Genomic DNA, 16708 nt, shown 5'->3' with positions numbered 1-16708 from the left:
TTGAAAGCGGAGAACTGATATGTTCATCCAGACCGAGACCACGCCAAACCCGGCGACCCTGAAGTTTCTGCCCGGCAAGGTCGTGATGCCTGAAGGCACAGCGGATTTCCGCGATGCGGCAAGTGCTGGCAATACATCGCAGCTTGCTGCCAAGCTCTTTGCAGTTCCTGGCGTGACCGGCGTTTTCTTCGGCTATGATTTCATCACCGTGACCAAGGAAGATGGCGAGTGGCAGCACTTGAAGCCGGCAATCCTCGGCACGATCATGGAACATTTCATGTCCGGTGCGCCTGCAATGACTGGCAACGCGGCCGCCAATGCCGGTGACGATCATGGCGAAGAAGAATTCTTCGATGAAGCCGATGTTGAGATCGTTGAAACCATCAAGGAACTGATCGAAACCCGCGTGCGCCCTGCAGTTGCTCAGGACGGCGGCGACATCACCTTCCGCGGTTTTGAAAACGGCACCGTGTTCCTGCATATGAAAGGCGCCTGCTCGGGCTGCCCTTCTTCGACAGCGACACTCAAGCATGGCATCCAGAATCTTCTGCGCCACTTCGTGCCGGAAGTTCAGCAGGTCGAGCAAATCTAAGCTGTTATAATTCCTAACAAAAAGGCCGCTTTTCAGCGGCCTTTTTGTTTGTGGAGTTTTGGTTAAGCCCGAGTGGCGATTGAACTTTTTCAAGGCGTGATGCGTCAGCATCTTCGCGCCTTGGTATTACTGCCTCACGATAACCTTTGCGCCCTGCTCTGCGCGCTCATAAAGATCGATGATGTCCTGATTCATCATGCGAACGCAGCCTGAAGACATGGCTTTACCGATCGACCACCATTCTGGCGTGCCATGGATGCGATAGCCGGTATCGCCGCCCTTGTTGAAGAGATAAAGCGCGCGCGCACCAAGCGGGTTTCTAAGGCCTGGTTCCATACCATTGCGGTATTTTGCCAGTTCAGGCTGGCGCTTGATCATAGCCGATGGAGGGGTCCAGGTTGGCCATTCGCGTTTCATGGCAACACGCGCCGTTCCTGACCAGCCGAAGCCTTCACGGCCCACACCAATGCCATAACGCATGGCCTTGCCGTCTGGCTGCACCAGATAAAGGAACTTCTCGCGCGTCTCGACAATGATCGTGCCCGGAGCTTCATCGGTCTGATACTTCACGATCTGGCGGCGATATTGCTGCGGGATCTTTTCGTTCGGGATGGCTGGAATAGTATAGCCAGCATCGCTGATCGACGAATAGGACGCGGTATAAAAAGTGCCACCCACCGTGGAGCAGCCCGCAAGTGCACCACCAAGAAGAAGTGCTGCGGCCAGCTTCAAAACACGAGACTTCATGAATTTCCCCCAGATTGAGATTTTCCATCATCAGGAGCGAATCGCTCATTCATGTGCAAAGTTGCGTCAGTATTGTTAACCAGCCGTTAACCGTAAATTGAAAAATCCTGTTTTAGCCATTTTCTTGCCATCTTTTCCAAATTTTCGCCACTCGAATGCCGCCGGAAATCAGCGTTCTTTGATTGCTCAACGCGATTTGAGGGCGCAAAATGCGTAAATGCCGATCGTGATTCCCAACAAAACACACCCACTTTCTGACGGACGACAATCCGAAAACGCAATGCTCGTGCGTCGTGGTGTTCAGCGTCTATTCTTGGAAATGGGGCTGGCGACTTTGCCGGAACTGCCACTGGCATCTGGCAGGCGCGCCGATCTGATCGCCGTCAGCCGCAAGAGCGAAATCTGGATCGTGGAGATCAAATCTTCAATCGAAGACTGGAAGGCTGATCGGAAATGGCCAGACTATCGCGCGTTTTGTGACCGGCTGTTTTTTGCAACGCATCCGAGCGTGCCGCGCGAAATCTTTCCGGAAGATTGCGGGTTCATTTTATCGGATGGTTATGGCGCGGAAATTCTGCGCGATGCGCCAGAACACAAGCTCTCAGGCGCTACACGCAAAGCACTGATGCTGCGCTTTGCAAGAGCAGGTGCTGCTCGTCTGACGATTGCTGAGCTTGCAGGTCTCGATGTACCCGAGACCGATATAGATTAAAGCCTAAAATGCTTGTGAGGCTTGGTTTTAGCGCGGCGCGCGCTTGGCCAGAATGCGCTGCAAAGTACGGCGATGCATGTTGAGACGACGCGCCGTTTCGGAAACATTGCGCTCGCACATCTCGTAAACGCGCTGAATATGCTCCCAGCGAACACGATCAGCGGACATCGGATTTTCCGGCGGTGCAACCTTTTCGCCCGGACGACGGGTCAGAGCCGCAAAAACCTCATCAGCATCAGCTGGCTTGGAAAGATAATCAATCGCGCCAAGCTTCACAGCATTCACCGCGGTAGCGATGTTGCCATAGCCGGTGAGCACAATCGCACGCGTATCGGTGCGGCGGGTGCGGATGGCTTCAATGACGTCGAGGCCATTTCCATCGCCAAGGCGCATATCGACAACGGCATAAGCGGGTGCGGAAGCTTTTGCGGCAGCGATGCCTTCCTCGACTGATTCAGCCGTGGTCACTTGAAAGCCCCTTCCTTCCATTGCGCGTGCAAGGCGCTGCAAGAACGGCTTATCGTCATCAACCAGAAGGAGGGTCGGATCGTTGCCTATGGCTTCGGTGTCTTCCTGCTTCAAGTCGTCCATCGGGATTCTTCCTGCCTGTATTTTTGTTTCCTTATTGATATCCCTGCGGCAAAAAGTCAAATAGCCATTGAATTATTGAAGCAATCTCAGCAAAATTTAAATTGCAACAGAGCGTAAAGCATTGTGATTAAATGCAATTTCTAATCGCGCGCACGAAAATTTGATGAAATTGAAGCGCCGTGCGTAAAGCGACAGCACTTCAACCCAAGATTAATTGTGCAATATATTCATTAACTTACAATGAAAGCGGATCGAGGCCATGTGACTTTTACTTCTGCACCCTGCCCCGGATTCTTGCGATTTTTAAAGCTAATCTGCGCTCCAGAGCGTTCCAGCAGTGTTTTTGCGATAAAAAGTCCCAACCCGAGACCACCGCCACCGTTATGTGCGCTGTCACGACTGGTCATATAGGGCTCACCGATTCGGTCCAGAATTTCTGGTTTGAATCCTTCACCGTCATCCTGAATGGTCACGCTGACGGTGTTTTCAGTCCAACCCCAGGTGACGCTGACCTTATCGCGTGCAAAGTCGACAGCATTCTCCACCAGATTGCCTAGACCATAAAGAAGACCCGGATTGCGACGCACCACTGGCTCAGGCTTCGGACCTTCCTGCTTTTCCACTTCAAGCAAAATGCCGAAATCACGATGCGGCTCGATCACTTCCTCAATCAGCGATGAGAACGGCAGTCGCGACATATGCTCTTCGTTCTCGGACGAGAGGCTGGTGAGCCGCTGGAGGATTTCACGGCAGCGCGCAGCCTGCGATTGCAGCAGGGCAATGTCTTCAGCAAGGCCCGGATCGCTGTCCGGCTTCTTGGCATAGGTACGCTGCATTTCCTTTACGACCAAAGTGATGGTGGCAAGTGGCGTACCGAGTTCGTGCGCGGCGGCGGCGGCCAGCCCATCAAGCGCGGTCAGGTGCTGCTCGCGTTGCAGGATGAGTTCGGTGGCAGCAAGGGCATCGCCCAGCTGGCGTGTTTCTTCCGCAATGCGATAGGCATAGACACCGGTAAAGCCCAGTGCAGCGATGATCGCGCACCAGATGCCTGAGACAAACAAAATCGGCAAATCGAGATGTTCGCCCGGATACCAAGGCAGAGGCCTGTAATAGAGCATCAACACGGAGGTGCTGAGCACCACCAGCAATGCGAGCGCCAGCGTATGGCGCACGGAAAGCGACGTTGCTGAAATGATGACTGGAGCAATCATCAGGATAACGAAGGGGTTCTGAACGCCGCCCGTCAGATAAAGCAATCCTGCCAGTTGCAGAATATCGAACGCCAGCACGATACTTGCCGCTGTCGGGCTTAAACGGTGATTGGTGGGGAAGCGAAATGCCAGATAGAGATTGAGCCATGCGGAACATGCAATCAGCGCAAAACAGATACCGACTGCAAAATTGAATTGCAGATAGAGCGCCACGAACATGACCGTCGCGGTTTGCCCAGCAATTGCCAGCCAGCGCAGACGCACCAACGTGGTCAGGCGCGGCTTTCGCGAAAGATTTGAAGCCCGATTGTCGAATTCTGCGTGCATGATCACCCCTATCCGCCCCTTATGCGGCAAGGCGCATATTCACGCAAGCAGAACTGTGTCATCCAGTCGCAGGCTTTGGCGTACATGACACGCAACGCCCTATTATGTGGGGAATTTTCAAGTTTTCCCTCATGGGCAAAACCTGCCAATCAGCAATTGTGTCAATTTTGTGAAGGAATTATAACAGAACTGTCTGCAAAGCGATGGAGGGCGCCGCGTGATTGTCTTCAGGGGGAAGATATCGTCCGGGCTTGGAAAACATTCCGAGCTCGTCATTCCTGGAAAACAACATCTGGATAATTCACCAAATGACTGGCCGGATCGCTTTGCATCCGGCTCGCTGAATGTGCAGATCATGGAATACCCATCCATTCTGCAAAGCCGTCGCAAGCAGCTAAAGGCGCTGGATCGCGGCCTCGTTCCACCGAGCATCACTATCCCGCAGCACGAAATTCTGAACAACAGTCTGCGCCGCAAATTCTTCAAGCCACGCCGCGGCATTGGCCAGGCATGGCGGGCGACGCTTTATGCGCATTCCCGTTCCATGAATGTATGGATTTTCCGGCGTATCGGATCGCATATGCACGACTGCATTGAGCTGATCTCGGACAAGCGCATCCGTGAAAATCTCAACATCCGCGATCAGGATGAGGTCCACGTCGTTCTGCATTCCTGATCGGCATCAGGTGCCGCGTGGCTTGGCCCTGCGGGTGGCTTCTGCATTGGCTGGGTCTTCCGGCCAGACATGGCGCGGATAGCGGCCACGCATATCGGAGCGTACATCGGCCCATGAGCCCTGCCAGAAGCCCGGAAGATCACGCGTGATCTGGATCGGGCGGTGTGCTGGCGAGAGTAATTCCAGCAAAAGCGGCACTTTGCCATTGGTAATGGATGGGTGGATGCCAAGGCCGAACAGCTCCTGCACGCGCACGGCGAGAACCGGCTCCTCTGTGTCATAGCGGATGGGGATATTCGAGCCGGTCGGAACTTCAAAATGCGTCGGTGCCAGTTGATCGACGAGGCGTTGCAGATCGAACGGCACAAGGCTCATAAGGCCGTTTTTCAACACATGTGCCGGGATACGATCGAGCTGTGCTTCGCCTGTGAGGAAAGGCAGCAGCCAGTCATCAAGACGCTCAATAAGATTGTCGTCATCCATAGACGGCCACGGATCGCCAAGGCCGCGATAGAGCCAGCCCAGACGACGACGCAGGATTTCAGCCTCTTTGCCCCAAGGCAGAATATCAAGACCATGCTCACGCACGGCAGCGATCACGCCTTCATCGGCGCTCACGCCGGAAGGAGCAGCAAGCGGCTTCTCAGATAAGGCAATGGCGCCAATGCGAACTGCTTCACGCGCACGCAAAGCGTTCTTTTCTGCATCATAGACGACCTGTCGTCCGCTCTCGATCTTGGTGCCAAGAGCAGTGCGGATTTCTGTTTCAGAGACTTCCGCCGCAGAAAGAACGCGTGCGCGACCTGCCTTGCCCGACATATCGGCCACCACCAGCCATTGCGCACGGCTAAGGCTGATAGCGGGATCGACTTCACCGCCACGGCCATTGGCCAGCAGGAATTGCCCCGTTGCCCCACGTGCCTTGGCGATGCGGTCTGGATAGGCATCAATCAACATTCGGCCAACGCTTGAACCGGCAGCTTCGCCTTTGTTGGGCACATTTGCAGCCAGACGTTTCGCCAGTCCTTTGGCGCGCTGCGCACGATCAGAACGATCATTGCGGAACCGCGACATGCGTGTGTCGAGGTCTGTTTCATTGCCGCCAAGGCCGCGCTCGGTCAAAAGCATAGCGAGTTCCGCAGCGCGCAAAGCTTCACCGCACTTACCAGCCTCGGCCACCATATGTGCAAGGCGTGCAGGCAGGGCGAGTGAACGCATAGCCTCGCCGTCAGTTGTCAGGCGTCCAGCTTCATCAAGCGCACCAAGCCGGCTAAGCAATGCTTTGGCTTCTTTGAGCGCGGGCAATGGTGGCTTGTCGAGCAGCGACAAGGTTGCTGGATCAGTTACGCCCCATGCAGCCGCATCAAGCACGAGGCCGGAAAGATCGGCCTCCAGAATTTCGGGTGGAGAGAAAGCAGGGAGTGACGCCGTTTGCCCTTGATGCCAGAGGCGGATGGCGATGCCCGGCTCAGTACGTCCGGCACGACCAGCGCGCTGATCAGCACTCGCACGCGAAGTGCGTACGGTTTCAAGTCGCGTGAGACCGGTTGCGGGCTCATATTTTGGCAGGCGGGCAAGGCCGCTATCGATCACCACCCGAACGCCATCGATAGTGATGGAGGTTTCGGCAATCGAGGTTGCCAGCACCACCTTGCGATGGCCTGCGGGAGCTGACTTGATTGCCGCATCCTGATCACGGCCTTCCATCGCGCCATAAAGCGGAGCCAGAATGATATTGGCAGGCAGAAACTTTTCCAGAATTCCAGCCGTGCGTTCGATCTCGCCCTGACCGGGAAAAAAGGCAAGAATGCTGCCCGTTTCATCGGCCAGTGCCTCACGAATGGCTTTCACCATTGCATCTTCAATACGTTCGTCAGGCTTTCGGTCGCGGTGGCGAATATCAACGGGGAAAGCCCGGCCTTCGCTCTCAATAATGGGCGCATCGCCCAGCAGTGAGGCCACACGCGCACCATCCAGCGTAGCCGACATGACGAGTATCTTGAGATCATCACGCAGAGCGGCCTGCACATCGAGCGCCAGCGCCAGACCAAAATCGGCATCAAGGCTACGCTCGTGAAATTCATCGAACAAAACCGCCGCTATGCCTTTTAGGTCCGGGTCATCAAGGATCATGCGTGCAAAAACACCCTCAGTGACGACGAGGATTTTGGTCTTCGCCGAGACCTTGCTTTCAAGGCGCATACGATAGCCGACTGTTTCGCCCGGCTCTTCGCCGAGCAACTGCGCCATGCGGCGCGCCGCTGCACGCGCTGCCAAACGACGAGGCTCCAGCAGCACAATCATGCCGTCGCCGCGCCAGCTAGCATTTAAAAAATGCAGTGGCACCAGCGTCGTCTTACCCGCGCCGGGAGGAGCAACCAAAACCGCGCTTGCATGGGTGGCAAATGCGGCGTCAAGTTGCGGCAGAATGCGGGTAACGGGAAGATCGGGCAGACTCGTCAAATGAAATTCCGTATTATAAAGGCGTTGCTTTGGTGCTTATCCCACAAGGAACGATGATGATCCATATCCGAAAATCTAAACCGGCGGATGCCCCCGCCCTCACCGCTATCTGGCGCGCAAGCGTGCTGGCAACACATGACTTTCTAAGCCACGAAGATTTCGCTGAAATCGAAAAACTGGTCGGTGAGCAATATCTGCCGAATGTAGAAGTCGATGTCATTGAGGATGACGGCAAGCCGGTCGGCTTCATGGGCATGACCGATAACAATATCGACAGCCTGTTTATTTCCCCCGACCAGCGCGGCAAGGGTATTGGCAAGCATATGATTGCGCACGCCAAAAAGCGGGGTACTCTGACCGTTGACGTGAATGAGCAGAACACGCAAGGCGTGGGCTTTTATCGCCATGTGGGCTTTGTCGAGACAGGTCGTTCCGAAACCGATGATCAGGGACGCCCTTATCCGCTGCTGCATCTCAAGCTTGAGGCATAAAATCTGCATTAGGCAAATTGTGCGGAAAATCATTCTCTCAAGAGGTGTTTTCAGAGTAATTGACATACTCCCCTATAGTATATAGGCTTCGTGAAAATCGGGAGATTCCATGCCGCATTCACCGGAAGACAAAAAGCGCGCTTTAACGCGCCTGCGCCGCATCAAAGGCCAGGCCGAAGGCTTGGAGCGCGCGGTGGAAGCAGGCACGGAATGTGCTGCACTCTTGCAGCAGATTGCGGCGTTGCGCGGGGCTGCCAACGGATTGATGGCGGAAGTGCTGGAAAGCCATTTCCGCGAGACATTTGGCCAGGCTCGTGAGACGATAGCGCGCGATGCTGTGGCAGATCCCGATGCAGAGATCGACGAAATCATGCGGATTTTGCGTACCTATCTGAAATAGGCGCATAAACGAACACTGAAATTGAAGGGAATATCGTCATGAAGTCACGCGCAGCCGTTGCCTGGGAGGCAAAAAAGCCGCTCACCATCGAAACCGTTGAAATCGGCGGTCCACGCGCTGGCGAAGTGCTGGTCGAAATCATGGCGACCGGCGTTTGCCACACCGATGCCTACACGCTTTCCGGCCTTGATTCCGAAGGCAAGTTCCCGGCCATTCTCGGCCATGAAGGTGCGGGCATTGTGCGCGAAGTGGGCGCAGGTGTTACGTCGGTCAAGCCGGGCGATCATGTGATCCCGCTTTACACGCCGGAATGCCGCCAGTGCAAAACCTGCCTGTCGCAGCGCTCAAACCTCTGCACCTCGATCCGCTCAACGCAGGGTCAGGGCCTGATGCCGGACAAAACCTCGCGCTTTTCGTGCGATGGCGGCGAAGTGTTCCATTATATGGGCTGCTCGACCTTCTCGAACTTCACCGTTCTGCCGGAAATCGCAGTCGCGAAGGTCCGCGAAGACGCGCCTTTCGACAAGATCTGCTATATCGGCTGCGGCGTAACCACCGGCATTGGCGCAGTTATTTACACGGCTAAGGTTCGTCCGGGTTCTAATGTTGTTGTGTTTGGTCTTGGCGGCATTGGCCTCAATGTCATTCAGGGCGCACGCATGGTTGGTGCGGACAAGATCATCGGCGTCGACATCAATCCATCCAAGGTGGAAATGGCAAAGAAGTTCGGCATGACCGACTTCGTCAACCCGCGCGAAATCGGCAATGACAAGGTTGTGCAGGCTATTCAGGATCTGACCGATGGCGGTGCGGATTATTCGTTCGATGCCACCGGCAACACCGATGTCATGCGTCAGGCACTGGAATGCTGCCATCGCGGCTGGGGTGAATCGATCATCATCGGCGTTGCCGAAGCTGGCAAGGAAATCGCCACACGTCCATTCCAGCTCGTCACCGGACGCGTCTGGAAGGGCACTGCATTTGGCGGCGCGCGCGGTCGTACCGATGTGCCAAAGATCGTTGACTGGTACATGGAAGGCAAGATCGACATCGACAGCCTCATCACCCACACCATGCCGCTTGATGAAATCAACACGGCTTTCGATCTGATGCATGAAGGCAAGTCGATCCGCTCGGTGATTGTCTACTGATGAGTGAGAAGCTTTTTACCTCCCATTGGGATGAAATCGACAACCTGACCCCGCGCGCGCTTTATGCGATGCTGAAGCTGCGCGTGGATGTTTTTGTGGTGGAGCAGAATTGCCCTTACCCCGAAATCGACGGCAAGGATTATGACGCATTTCACTTACGCATTCTTGATGGTGAAGAACTTGCAGCAAGTCTGCGGGTTCTGCCACCGGAACAGGATGGTAAGCCGGTGAAGATCGGCCGCGTTGTCGTGGCAGCCGATTATCGTGGTTACAAGCTTGGTCAGCGTCTCATGAAAGAGGCTGTCGCCTTTGCTCAGACACGTTTTCCGGGCATTGCCATTGAGCTTGGCGGACAGAGCCATTTGCAGAAATTCTATGGCTCGTTCGGCTTCGTCGCGATTTCGGAAGAATATCTTGAAGATGGTATTCCGCATGTCGACATGCGGCTGGCACCACAGGAAAGTGCGGCCTGATGTTTCTGCTGCGCCGCCATATGTCCTTTTATCTTGCAGCCATTGGTGGCGCTGCAACCTTCATTATCGCATGGCTTCTTAAGAGCCCGCTTGCCCCGGTCATCGGGGCAAACTGCTTTTTTGTGCTGTATCTCGTTCTGGCGCTTGCGGCTTTACCCAAACTCACCGCGCCCTATCTCAGAAAACATGCGGCAACGGCAGATGAGCCGATCTGGATCATTTTTCTGGTGACATTTGCCACCGTTGTTGTGGCTGTGGTGTCGCTGTTCATCCTGATAAACCAGCAACCCAAAGCCGACCTGTTTTCGCTCGTCATGACGCTTGCGGCTGTGCCTCTCGGCTGGTTTACGATCCACATGATGACGGCGATCCATTACGCACACATGTATTGGCAGCCACGCGAACCCGCAGGCGACGATTCAGCCCATGCCAGCAGATATAGAGGCGGCTTCAATTTTCCAGAAACGCCACAGCCCTCCGGCTGGGATTTCGCCTATTACGCCTTCATCATCGGCATGACGGCACAGACGTCCGATACCAATGTCACGACCACTGCGATGCGAAAAGTGACGCTTCTGCACAGCGTCGTGTCATTCTTTTTCAATACGGTCCTTGTTGCGGCGACAGTGAATGTCGTGGTCGCACTCGGAAGCGGATAAAAATCAGGAACTCTCATGGAAACGATTTCGACTGCAAAATGCTTTGGTGGAACGCAGGGCGTCTATCGCCATAAGAGCGAGACCAACCAGTGCGATATGGCCTTTGCCGTTTTCCTGCCACCACAGGCAAAAGATGGTCCTGTGCCGGTACTCTGGTATCTTTCCGGCCTCACCTGCACTCATCAGAATGTGATGGATAAGGGCGAATATCGGCAAATGGCCGCAGAACTAGGGATTGCCGTTATTTGCCCGGATACAAGCCCACGCGGTGATGACGTGCCGGATGAACCGGATAACTGGAAATTCGGCAAGGGTGCGGGCTTCTATGTCGATGCTACACAGGAACCATTTGCCAAGAACTATCAGATGTATAGCTACATCACAAAGGAACTGACTGATCTGGTGGCGGCTGAGTTTCCGCTTGATATGTCACGTCAGGGCATAACCGGCCATTCGATGGGCGGACATGGCGCACTTACGATTGCGCTCAAGAACCCCGACCGTTTCAAATCAGCATCGGCTTTCGCGCCGATTGTGCAGCCGTCAACAGCCGACTGGTCAAAGCCTGCGCTGGAAAAATATCTTGGCGCAGAAGAACGCGCATGGCGTGCCTATGATGCGACGCTGCTGATTGAAGACGGCTACCGCTTTCCAGAATTTCTGGTCGATCAGGGAGAAGCCGATGTTTTCCTTGATGAAGGATTATGTCCTTGGTTGCTGGATGAGGCCTGCCACAAAGCTGGAATCCCGCTCACGCTCAATATGCGTGAAGGCTATGACCATTCCTATTTCTTCATCTCGACCTTCATGGATGACCATCTCAAATGGCATTCAGAACGTCTTGCTAAGTAGAAGCCTTACCCACTAAAAAATTGTGATGTGCGTTTGTGATTTAGCCAGTAATCTGAGTTCATAGATAGCGCTATAACAGGAACGCCATGGCCAAGAAAAAGAAAGTTGTCACCGTCGGCGCCTTACTGGTGAGCGGTGACAAGAAAGTTCTGATGGGACTGCGCTCACCATGGAAAAAGGCGTGGCCCAATCATTGGGACACGCCCGGTGGCCATGTCGAGCGTGGTGAAACACTTGAAGATGCGTTGGTGCGGGAGATGGGCGAAGAACTCGGCATTCGCCCGATCAAGTTTCGTGAGATCGGCGCAATCGATGAGAAAAAGCCGGATCTCTATGGCGATTCCATCTGCCATATTTTTCAGGTCACTTCATGGAGCGGCGGCGAGCCGCGCAATGTCTGCGATGAACATTCTGAGCTTGCATGGTACAGCCCCGAAGACCTTGAAAGCATCAGCAATCTGGCCGACCCCGAATATCCGCATCTTGCCCGGATCGCCATTGGTGCACCAACTAATTAGCGCCTGACAACCTTCATCGGCAGACCGCCCTGCGGCTGGGTGGTGAGTTTCTGCACAGGCCATGGCTTTGTGGTTTCCAACACGTCGAAGCGACGGCCATCAAGCAAGGTTGCAAGTGCTATGACCGCTTCCTGTAACGCGAAGCTCGCACCGATGCAGACACGCGGACCGGCACCAAATGGCAGATACTGGAAGCGGTCGAGCTTGTCGCGATTTTCGGGCCAGAAGCGTTCAGGCATGAAGGCATCTGGCTGATCCCAATAAAGCCTGTGACGATGAATCACCCACGGCATGACCAGAACAGCCGTTCCCTTGGCAATTTTCAGATCGCCATAGGTATCATCCGTCGCGGCCTCGCGATTGATTGACGGTGCTGGCGGATAAAGCCGCATCGCCTCCTCAAAAGCTGCACGCGTGAACGGCAGTTTTGCCAGCCATTCCTGCGGCGGCAGGTCATTGCCGCCATCAGCAAAGAACGCATCGATCTCAGCTTCAACACGCTCGCGTTCCTGCGGTGCCTTGGCAAGCAGATAGAGCGTCCAGCCCAGCGCACGAGCCGTTGTTTCATGCCCCGCACCGATGAAGGTGATGATGTTATCTTCAATCTCGGCACGGCTCAAACCATCCGGTCCTTCGGCGCGCAAAAGCAGGGTCAGGAAATCGTTGGGGACGTCTTCGCCCTTCTCCATCCGTTCCTTGCGCAGAGCAATCGTGTTCGACACCAGCTCGCGAAAGAAGCCGAGAGACTGGTTGCCGCGAAGGCGCGTGAAGCGCGGAAGCCATTCGGGCAAGCCAAGAAGATCAAATGGATCGACGCGACCCATGGTTTCAAAAAGCTTGTCGATCTGATGCGCAAAATCATTGGGATCACCGGCAATTTCGCCAGAGAACAGCGTTTCAGCCAGAATGTCATAGGTGAGCAGCGTCATGTCATGGGCGACATCGGTGATGATGCCATTGGTCTTGTATCGCTCGACAAACTGCAGCGACCGGTTTCGCATGGCATTCGCAAAGCCACCGATATGGCGTGGAGTGAAAACCGGCGCCATCGCCTTGCGTGAACGCTTCCAGACTTGGCCCTCAGCGGTCAACAATCCATCACGCAGAATGGGGCGCAGCACGCGCTGACGGATGGCGGACATGGGATAGTTGGCGGCATTATCGACCAGCACATGACGGATAAGGCCCGGATCATTGGCAATGATGGTTTTGATGCCAAGCCAGCTTACAGAAACCCAGCGCTCGTTATAGGAAGGCTCGCCCCACAATTCGAGCGGGTTCTTGTAAACCACCCGCATCATCTCGAAGCGTCCAACCGGCTTTTCGCGCGGACGCGGTGCAGGCGGCACAAAGGGTTGAGCTGCATCTTTCATGGCAATTGTGGTTTCCATCAAGTGCTCCTTTTGATCGAGAACACCCCCGTCAAACAAGATATAAGCCTCAATTGTGGCGGTTCCAGAGATTGCACGCCACCCCAATTCTGCAACTGGTGCCAAAAGAGCTGAATCCCCGGTAAATTTGGCCCCAAAATTTGGAAAAATCGCCGTTAACGCCTATATTAAAGCCATGTTTGTCGTGTGATTCGACAGGGTTTTTATTGCTGCAATTGCGGCAGACTTTAAGGTTGCCTTCGCGGCGCATTTTCGAAAGATTTTCATGAGCGAGACACCAGAGATGAATTCCGCAGCCGCCGCCGAATATGGCGCGGATTCCATTCGTGTTCTGAAAGGCCTCGACGCAGTTCGCAAGCGTCCGGGCATGTATATCGGTGACACGGATGACGGCTCGGGCCTGCATCATATGGTCTACGAAGTCGTGGACAATGCCATCGACGAAGCGCTGGCCGGACATGCAACGCTTGTCACTGTTACGCTTAACGCCGACGGCTCCTGCACCGTGACCGATAATGGTCGTGGCATCCCGACCGACATCCACAAGGAAGAAGGCGTCTCGGCGGCTGAGGTCATCATGACCCAGCTCCATGCCGGCGGTAAGTTCGACCAGAACTCCTATAAGGTTTCCGGTGGTCTGCACGGCGTGGGCGTGTCGGTTGTGAACGCGTTGTCGATCTGGCTGAAGCTGAAGATCCGTCGCGCTGGCAAAATCCATGAAATGGCCTTCACGCACGGCGTGGCCGACGCTCCGCTGGTTATAACCGGCGATGCAGGCAGCGATACGGGCACAGAAGTCAGTTTCCTGCCTTCCCCTGAAACTTTCTCTATGGTCGAATTTGATTACGACACGCTGGAACGTCGCCTGCGCGAACTGGCGTTCCTGAATTCAGGCGTCCGCATCAAGCTTACAGACCGTCGCCATGCCGATATTCGCGAACAGGAACTCCACTATGATGGCGGCGTTGTCGAATTCGTGAAGTATATCGACCAGAGCAAGAAGTCGCTTCTGGAAACACCGATTTATATCAAGAGCGAAAAAGACGGTATGACCGTTGAAGTCGCGATGTGGTGGAACGATTCCTACCACGAGAAAGTGCTGTGCTTCACCAACAACATCCCACAGCGCGATGGTGGCACGCATCTGGCCGGTTTCCGTGGTGCGCTGACCCGTCAGGTGACGGGCTATGCCGATGCATCCGGCATGACCAAGAAGGAAAAGGTCAGCCTGACCGGCGATGATTGCCGCGAAGGTCTGACTGCTGTTCTCTCGGTCAAGGTTCCTGATCCAAAGTTCTCGTCGCAGACCAAGGACAAGCTGGTTTCCTCGGAAGTCCGCCCTGTCGTTGAAAGCCTCGTCAATGAAGCGCTTTCGACCTGGCTGGAAGAACACCCAGCTGGCGGCAAGACGATTGTCGAAAAGGTCATTCAGGCAGCCGCAGCTCGTGAAGCAGCCCGCAAGGCACGCGACATCACCCGCAAGAGCAATCTGAGCGTGACGTCGCTTCCCGGCAAGTTGGCTGACTGTCAGGAACGCGATCCGGCGAAATCAGAAATCTTCATCGTCGAGGGTGACTCTGCAGGTGGCTCGGCCAAGAGCGGTCGTTCGCGCCAGAACCAGGCTATTCTGCCGCTGCGCGGTAAGATCCTCAACGTGGAACGCGTCCGCTTTGACCGCATGATCTCATCCGATCAGGTCGGAACACTGATCACGGCTCTTGGCACGTCGATCGGCAAGGATGAGTCACACGGCTTCAATCCTGACAAGCTGCGCTACCATAAGATCATCATCATGACGGATGCTGACGTCGACGGCGCGCATATTCGTACGCTGCTGTTGACATTCTTCTTCCGTCAGATGCCGGAACTGATCGAACGCGGCCATATCTATATCGCGCAGCCGCCGCTCTATAAGGTTTCGCGCGGCAAGTCCTCGCAATACATCAAGAACGAAGCTGCTTTCGAAGACTTCCTTATCGAAACAGGTCTTGAAGAAGCCGCCCTTGAAATGGGCAGCGGTGAAGTGCGCGCCGGTCCTGACCTTCGGTCGGTCGTCGACGATGCACGCACGCTGCGTCAGCTTCTTTCCGGCCTTCATACGCGCTATGATCGTCGCGTTGTTGAACAGGCTGCGATTGCAGGCCTACTCAATCCGAATGCGACCGCCAACGACGCTGCGTCGCAGGCTTCCGCCGATATCGTTGCCAAGCGTCTCGACATGATCTCGGAAGAAACCGAGCGTGGTTGGACCTCCCATGTGACGGAAGACGGCGGCTACCGCTTCGAGCGCATGGTGCGTGGCGTGAAGGACGTTGCCATTCTCGACATGGCCCTGCTCGGCTCTGCCGATGCGCGCCAGATCGACCGTGTGGCATCGCGCCTGACGGAAGTTTTCGCCGAACCGCCGATTCTGCGTCGCAAGGACAAGGTCGAAACGCTTTCCGGACCGATGGCGCTGCTTGATGCGATTTTCGCAACAGGCCGCAAGGGTCTGACGCTGCAGCGTTACAAAGGCTTGGGCGAAATGAACGCCGAACAGCTTTGGGAAACCACGCTCGATCCGAATGTGCGTTCGCTGCTGCAAGTTAAGGTCAATGACGCGACCGACGCAGATTCGCTATTCTCACGCCTGATGGGTGATGAAGTGGAACCGCGCCGCGAGTTCATTCAGGAAAACGCGCTGAGCGTCGCCAATCTGGACGTTTAGAGCATTTCCCGTTTTGATTGAGTCAATCGAAATGCTCTATCCATTTGTTTTTACGCGCATCTTGTTCCGAAAACCGCTTCGCACTTTTCGGGATGCGCTCTAATAAAAAAGCCCCGGAAATCCGGGGCTTTTTCTTAAAGTATATAAAAGTGGCAGACCGCCATCCCCCCAGTCTGGTTATGACGGTCAACTCTGACAAACCATCACTGCAGGACCACCCAGTGCCAGACATTCGTATCTTGTCCGCTCGTGCGATCATCGTGCCGTTTCAGCCAAGTGATGCGAGCGAAGTGTTTTCCTGTATCTCTCCCGAGATTACGCGGTTTATGTCGTGGGAGCCGCCATCAACTGCAGCCAACTTTGCAGAAATATGGCGGGCTTGGCTGCCCGCTATTGAAGAACGCTCAGAGCTTCATCTGGTGGCGCGAGACCGAGCTAATGGCAGGTTTCTTGGAATCGTTGGCCTGCACGCGATGAAATCAGGCAAGCCAGAACTTGGAATATGGCTCCGAAGCGAAGTTCATGGAAACGGATTTGGCCGGGAATTTGTTGGAGCAGTAGCCACATGGGCAAGCAAAAACGTCCCGGTCGAGTATTTCGAATATCCGGTTGCGGAAGAGAACCTTCCCAGCAGGCGGATTGCCGAGGCGCTTGGTGGACATATTGCTGAGCGGCGGGAAAATCCAAAGTATCGCTCGGTCGTTTATCACATACCACCGATCACATAAGAGAAAGGGCCGTAGTTGC

17 protein-coding genes are annotated in these 16708 nt (G+C 54.9%); 12 read left to right on the top strand and 5 right to left on the bottom strand.

What is annotated here, in order from left to right:
* Positions 1-19: 19 nt before the first annotated feature.
* The gene (locus CEV34_RS08095; protein ID WP_007873227.1) at positions 20-592 is read left to right on the top strand and encodes a NifU family protein; all 573 of its coding nucleotides are present in this window, start codon (positions 20-22) and stop codon (positions 590-592) included.
* 126 nt (positions 593-718) lie between these two features.
* Here the strand turns inward: CEV34_RS08095 and CEV34_RS08090 are convergent, their stop codons facing one another.
* The gene (locus tag CEV34_RS08090) at positions 719-1339 is read right to left on the bottom strand and encodes a L,D-transpeptidase (protein WP_007873225.1); all 621 of its coding nucleotides are present in this window, start codon (positions 1337-1339) and stop codon (positions 719-721) included.
* 217 nt (positions 1340-1556) lie between these two features.
* Between CEV34_RS08090 and CEV34_RS08085 the strand changes: the two genes are divergently transcribed.
* The gene (locus CEV34_RS08085; RefSeq protein WP_007873222.1) at positions 1557-2051 is read left to right on the top strand and encodes an MmcB family DNA repair protein; all 495 of its coding nucleotides are present in this window, start codon (positions 1557-1559) and stop codon (positions 2049-2051) included.
* Between the two features lie 27 nt (positions 2052-2078).
* Here CEV34_RS08085 and regA read toward each other — a convergent pair whose 3' ends face one another.
* Positions 2079-2642, bottom strand: a complete 564-nt coding sequence (regA, locus tag CEV34_RS08080) for a global response regulator transcription factor RegA (protein WP_007873219.1) — start codon at positions 2640-2642, stop codon at positions 2079-2081.
* 230 nt (positions 2643-2872) lie between these two features.
* A complete protein-coding gene (locus tag CEV34_RS08075) occupies positions 2873-4180 on the bottom strand; it encodes an ActS/PrrB/RegB family redox-sensitive histidine kinase (protein WP_007873216.1) in 1308 nt (435 codons plus the stop codon).
* Positions 4181-4397: 217 nt separating this feature from the next.
* Here CEV34_RS08075 and CEV34_RS08070 point away from each other — a divergent pair, with 217 nt between their 5' ends.
* On the top strand, positions 4398-4856 hold the full coding sequence (locus tag CEV34_RS08070; RefSeq protein WP_007873215.1) for a DUF120 domain-containing protein: 459 nt from the start codon (positions 4398-4400) through the stop codon (positions 4854-4856).
* A gap of 6 nt (positions 4857-4862) precedes the next feature.
* On the opposite strand, the gene hrpB is transcribed toward CEV34_RS08070, so the two are convergent.
* Entirely contained in the window at positions 4863-7319 is a 2457-nt protein-coding gene (hrpB, locus tag CEV34_RS08065; RefSeq protein ID WP_094543506.1) for an ATP-dependent helicase HrpB, read from the bottom strand.
* A 32-nt stretch (positions 7320-7351) separates the two neighbouring features.
* On the opposite strand from hrpB, the gene CEV34_RS08060 reads away from it, so the two are divergent.
* The 7 genes from CEV34_RS08060 to CEV34_RS08030 all read left to right on the top strand — a co-directional run bounded on the left by CEV34_RS08060 (position 7352) and on the right by CEV34_RS08030 (position 11863).
* The gene (locus tag CEV34_RS08060) at positions 7352-7810 is read left to right on the top strand and encodes an acetyltransferase (protein WP_235819025.1); all 459 of its coding nucleotides are present in this window, start codon (positions 7352-7354) and stop codon (positions 7808-7810) included.
* 109 nt (positions 7811-7919) lie between these two features.
* A complete protein-coding gene (locus CEV34_RS08055) occupies positions 7920-8210 on the top strand; it encodes a metal/formaldehyde-sensitive transcriptional repressor (protein ID WP_007873209.1) in 291 nt (96 codons plus the stop codon).
* A 38-nt stretch (positions 8211-8248) separates the two neighbouring features.
* Positions 8249-9361, top strand: a complete 1113-nt coding sequence (locus CEV34_RS08050) for an S-(hydroxymethyl)glutathione dehydrogenase/class III alcohol dehydrogenase (RefSeq protein ID WP_007873207.1) — start codon at positions 8249-8251, stop codon at positions 9359-9361.
* On the top strand, positions 9361-9834 hold the full coding sequence (locus CEV34_RS08045; RefSeq protein ID WP_007873202.1) for a GNAT family N-acetyltransferase: 474 nt from the start codon (positions 9361-9363) through the stop codon (positions 9832-9834). The genes CEV34_RS08050 and CEV34_RS08045 overlap by 1 nt, the downstream gene beginning before the upstream one ends.
* Positions 9834-10493 (top strand): DUF1345 domain-containing protein, encoded by a 660-nt coding sequence (locus tag CEV34_RS08040; protein WP_007873200.1) that lies wholly within the window; start codon positions 9834-9836, stop codon positions 10491-10493. The genes CEV34_RS08045 and CEV34_RS08040 overlap by 1 nt, the downstream gene beginning before the upstream one ends.
* A 15-nt stretch (positions 10494-10508) precedes the next feature.
* Positions 10509-11345: an S-formylglutathione hydrolase gene (gene fghA / locus CEV34_RS08035; protein ID WP_007873194.1), complete on the top strand. Its 837-nt coding sequence runs from the start codon at positions 10509-10511 to the stop codon at positions 11343-11345.
* A gap of 86 nt (positions 11346-11431) precedes the next feature.
* A complete protein-coding gene (locus CEV34_RS08030) occupies positions 11432-11863 on the top strand; it encodes an NUDIX hydrolase (protein ID WP_064320057.1) in 432 nt (143 codons plus the stop codon).
* Here the strand turns inward: CEV34_RS08030 and CEV34_RS08025 are convergent.
* On the bottom strand, positions 11860-13236 hold the full coding sequence (locus CEV34_RS08025) for a cytochrome P450 (RefSeq protein WP_039859482.1): 1377 nt from the start codon (positions 13234-13236) through the stop codon (positions 11860-11862). The genes CEV34_RS08030 and CEV34_RS08025 overlap by 4 nt on opposite strands.
* A gap of 283 nt (positions 13237-13519) precedes the next feature.
* On the opposite strand from CEV34_RS08025, the gene gyrB reads away from it, so the two are divergent.
* Positions 13520-15961, top strand: coding sequence for a DNA topoisomerase (ATP-hydrolyzing) subunit B (gene gyrB, locus CEV34_RS08020; RefSeq protein WP_007873185.1), 2442 nt, complete (start codon positions 13520-13522; stop codon positions 15959-15961).
* A 17-nt stretch (positions 15962-15978) separates the two neighbouring features.
* Complete coding sequence (locus CEV34_RS08015) at positions 15979-16689, top strand: GNAT family N-acetyltransferase (protein WP_235819024.1); 711 nt, start codon at positions 15979-15981, stop codon at positions 16687-16689.
* The last annotated feature ends 19 nt before the right edge of the window (positions 16690-16708 follow it).

This window comes from Brucella pseudogrignonensis (assembly GCF_002252525.1).
GTDB classification, from domain to species: domain Bacteria; phylum Pseudomonadota; class Alphaproteobacteria; order Rhizobiales; family Rhizobiaceae; genus Brucella; species Brucella pseudogrignonensis.
This window is presented reverse-complemented; position numbering and strand designations above follow the sequence as displayed.

What these genes read in the sequence shown, in the direction of transcription:
- fghA (WP_007873194.1), top strand. Translation starts at nt 10,509, where the DNA reads ATGGAAACGATTTCGACTGCAAAATGCTTTGGTGGAACGCAGGGCGTC.
- CEV34_RS08025 (WP_039859482.1), bottom strand. Translation starts at nt 13,236, where the DNA reads ATGAAAGATGCAGCTCAACCCTTTGTGCCGCCTGCACCGCGTCCGCGC.
- CEV34_RS08045 (WP_007873202.1), top strand. Translation starts at nt 9,361, where the DNA reads ATGAGTGAGAAGCTTTTTACCTCCCATTGGGATGAAATCGACAACCTG.
- CEV34_RS08040 (WP_007873200.1), top strand. Translation starts at nt 9,834, where the DNA reads ATGTTTCTGCTGCGCCGCCATATGTCCTTTTATCTTGCAGCCATTGGT.
- CEV34_RS08075 (WP_007873216.1), bottom strand. Translation starts at nt 4,180, where the DNA reads ATGCACGCAGAATTCGACAATCGGGCTTCAAATCTTTCGCGAAAGCCG.
- CEV34_RS08030 (WP_064320057.1), top strand. Translation starts at nt 11,432, where the DNA reads ATGGCCAAGAAAAAGAAAGTTGTCACCGTCGGCGCCTTACTGGTGAGC.
- CEV34_RS08055 (WP_007873209.1), top strand. Translation starts at nt 7,920, where the DNA reads ATGCCGCATTCACCGGAAGACAAAAAGCGCGCTTTAACGCGCCTGCGC.
- CEV34_RS08095 (WP_007873227.1), top strand. Translation starts at nt 20, where the DNA reads ATGTTCATCCAGACCGAGACCACGCCAAACCCGGCGACCCTGAAGTTT.
- gyrB (WP_007873185.1), top strand. Translation starts at nt 13,520, where the DNA reads ATGAGCGAGACACCAGAGATGAATTCCGCAGCCGCCGCCGAATATGGC.
- CEV34_RS08085 (WP_007873222.1), top strand. Translation starts at nt 1,557, where the DNA reads ATGCCGATCGTGATTCCCAACAAAACACACCCACTTTCTGACGGACGA.
- CEV34_RS08090 (WP_007873225.1), bottom strand. Translation starts at nt 1,339, where the DNA reads ATGAAGTCTCGTGTTTTGAAGCTGGCCGCAGCACTTCTTCTTGGTGGT.
- CEV34_RS08050 (WP_007873207.1), top strand. Translation starts at nt 8,249, where the DNA reads ATGAAGTCACGCGCAGCCGTTGCCTGGGAGGCAAAAAAGCCGCTCACC.
- regA (WP_007873219.1), bottom strand. Translation starts at nt 2,642, where the DNA reads ATGGACGACTTGAAGCAGGAAGACACCGAAGCCATAGGCAACGATCCG.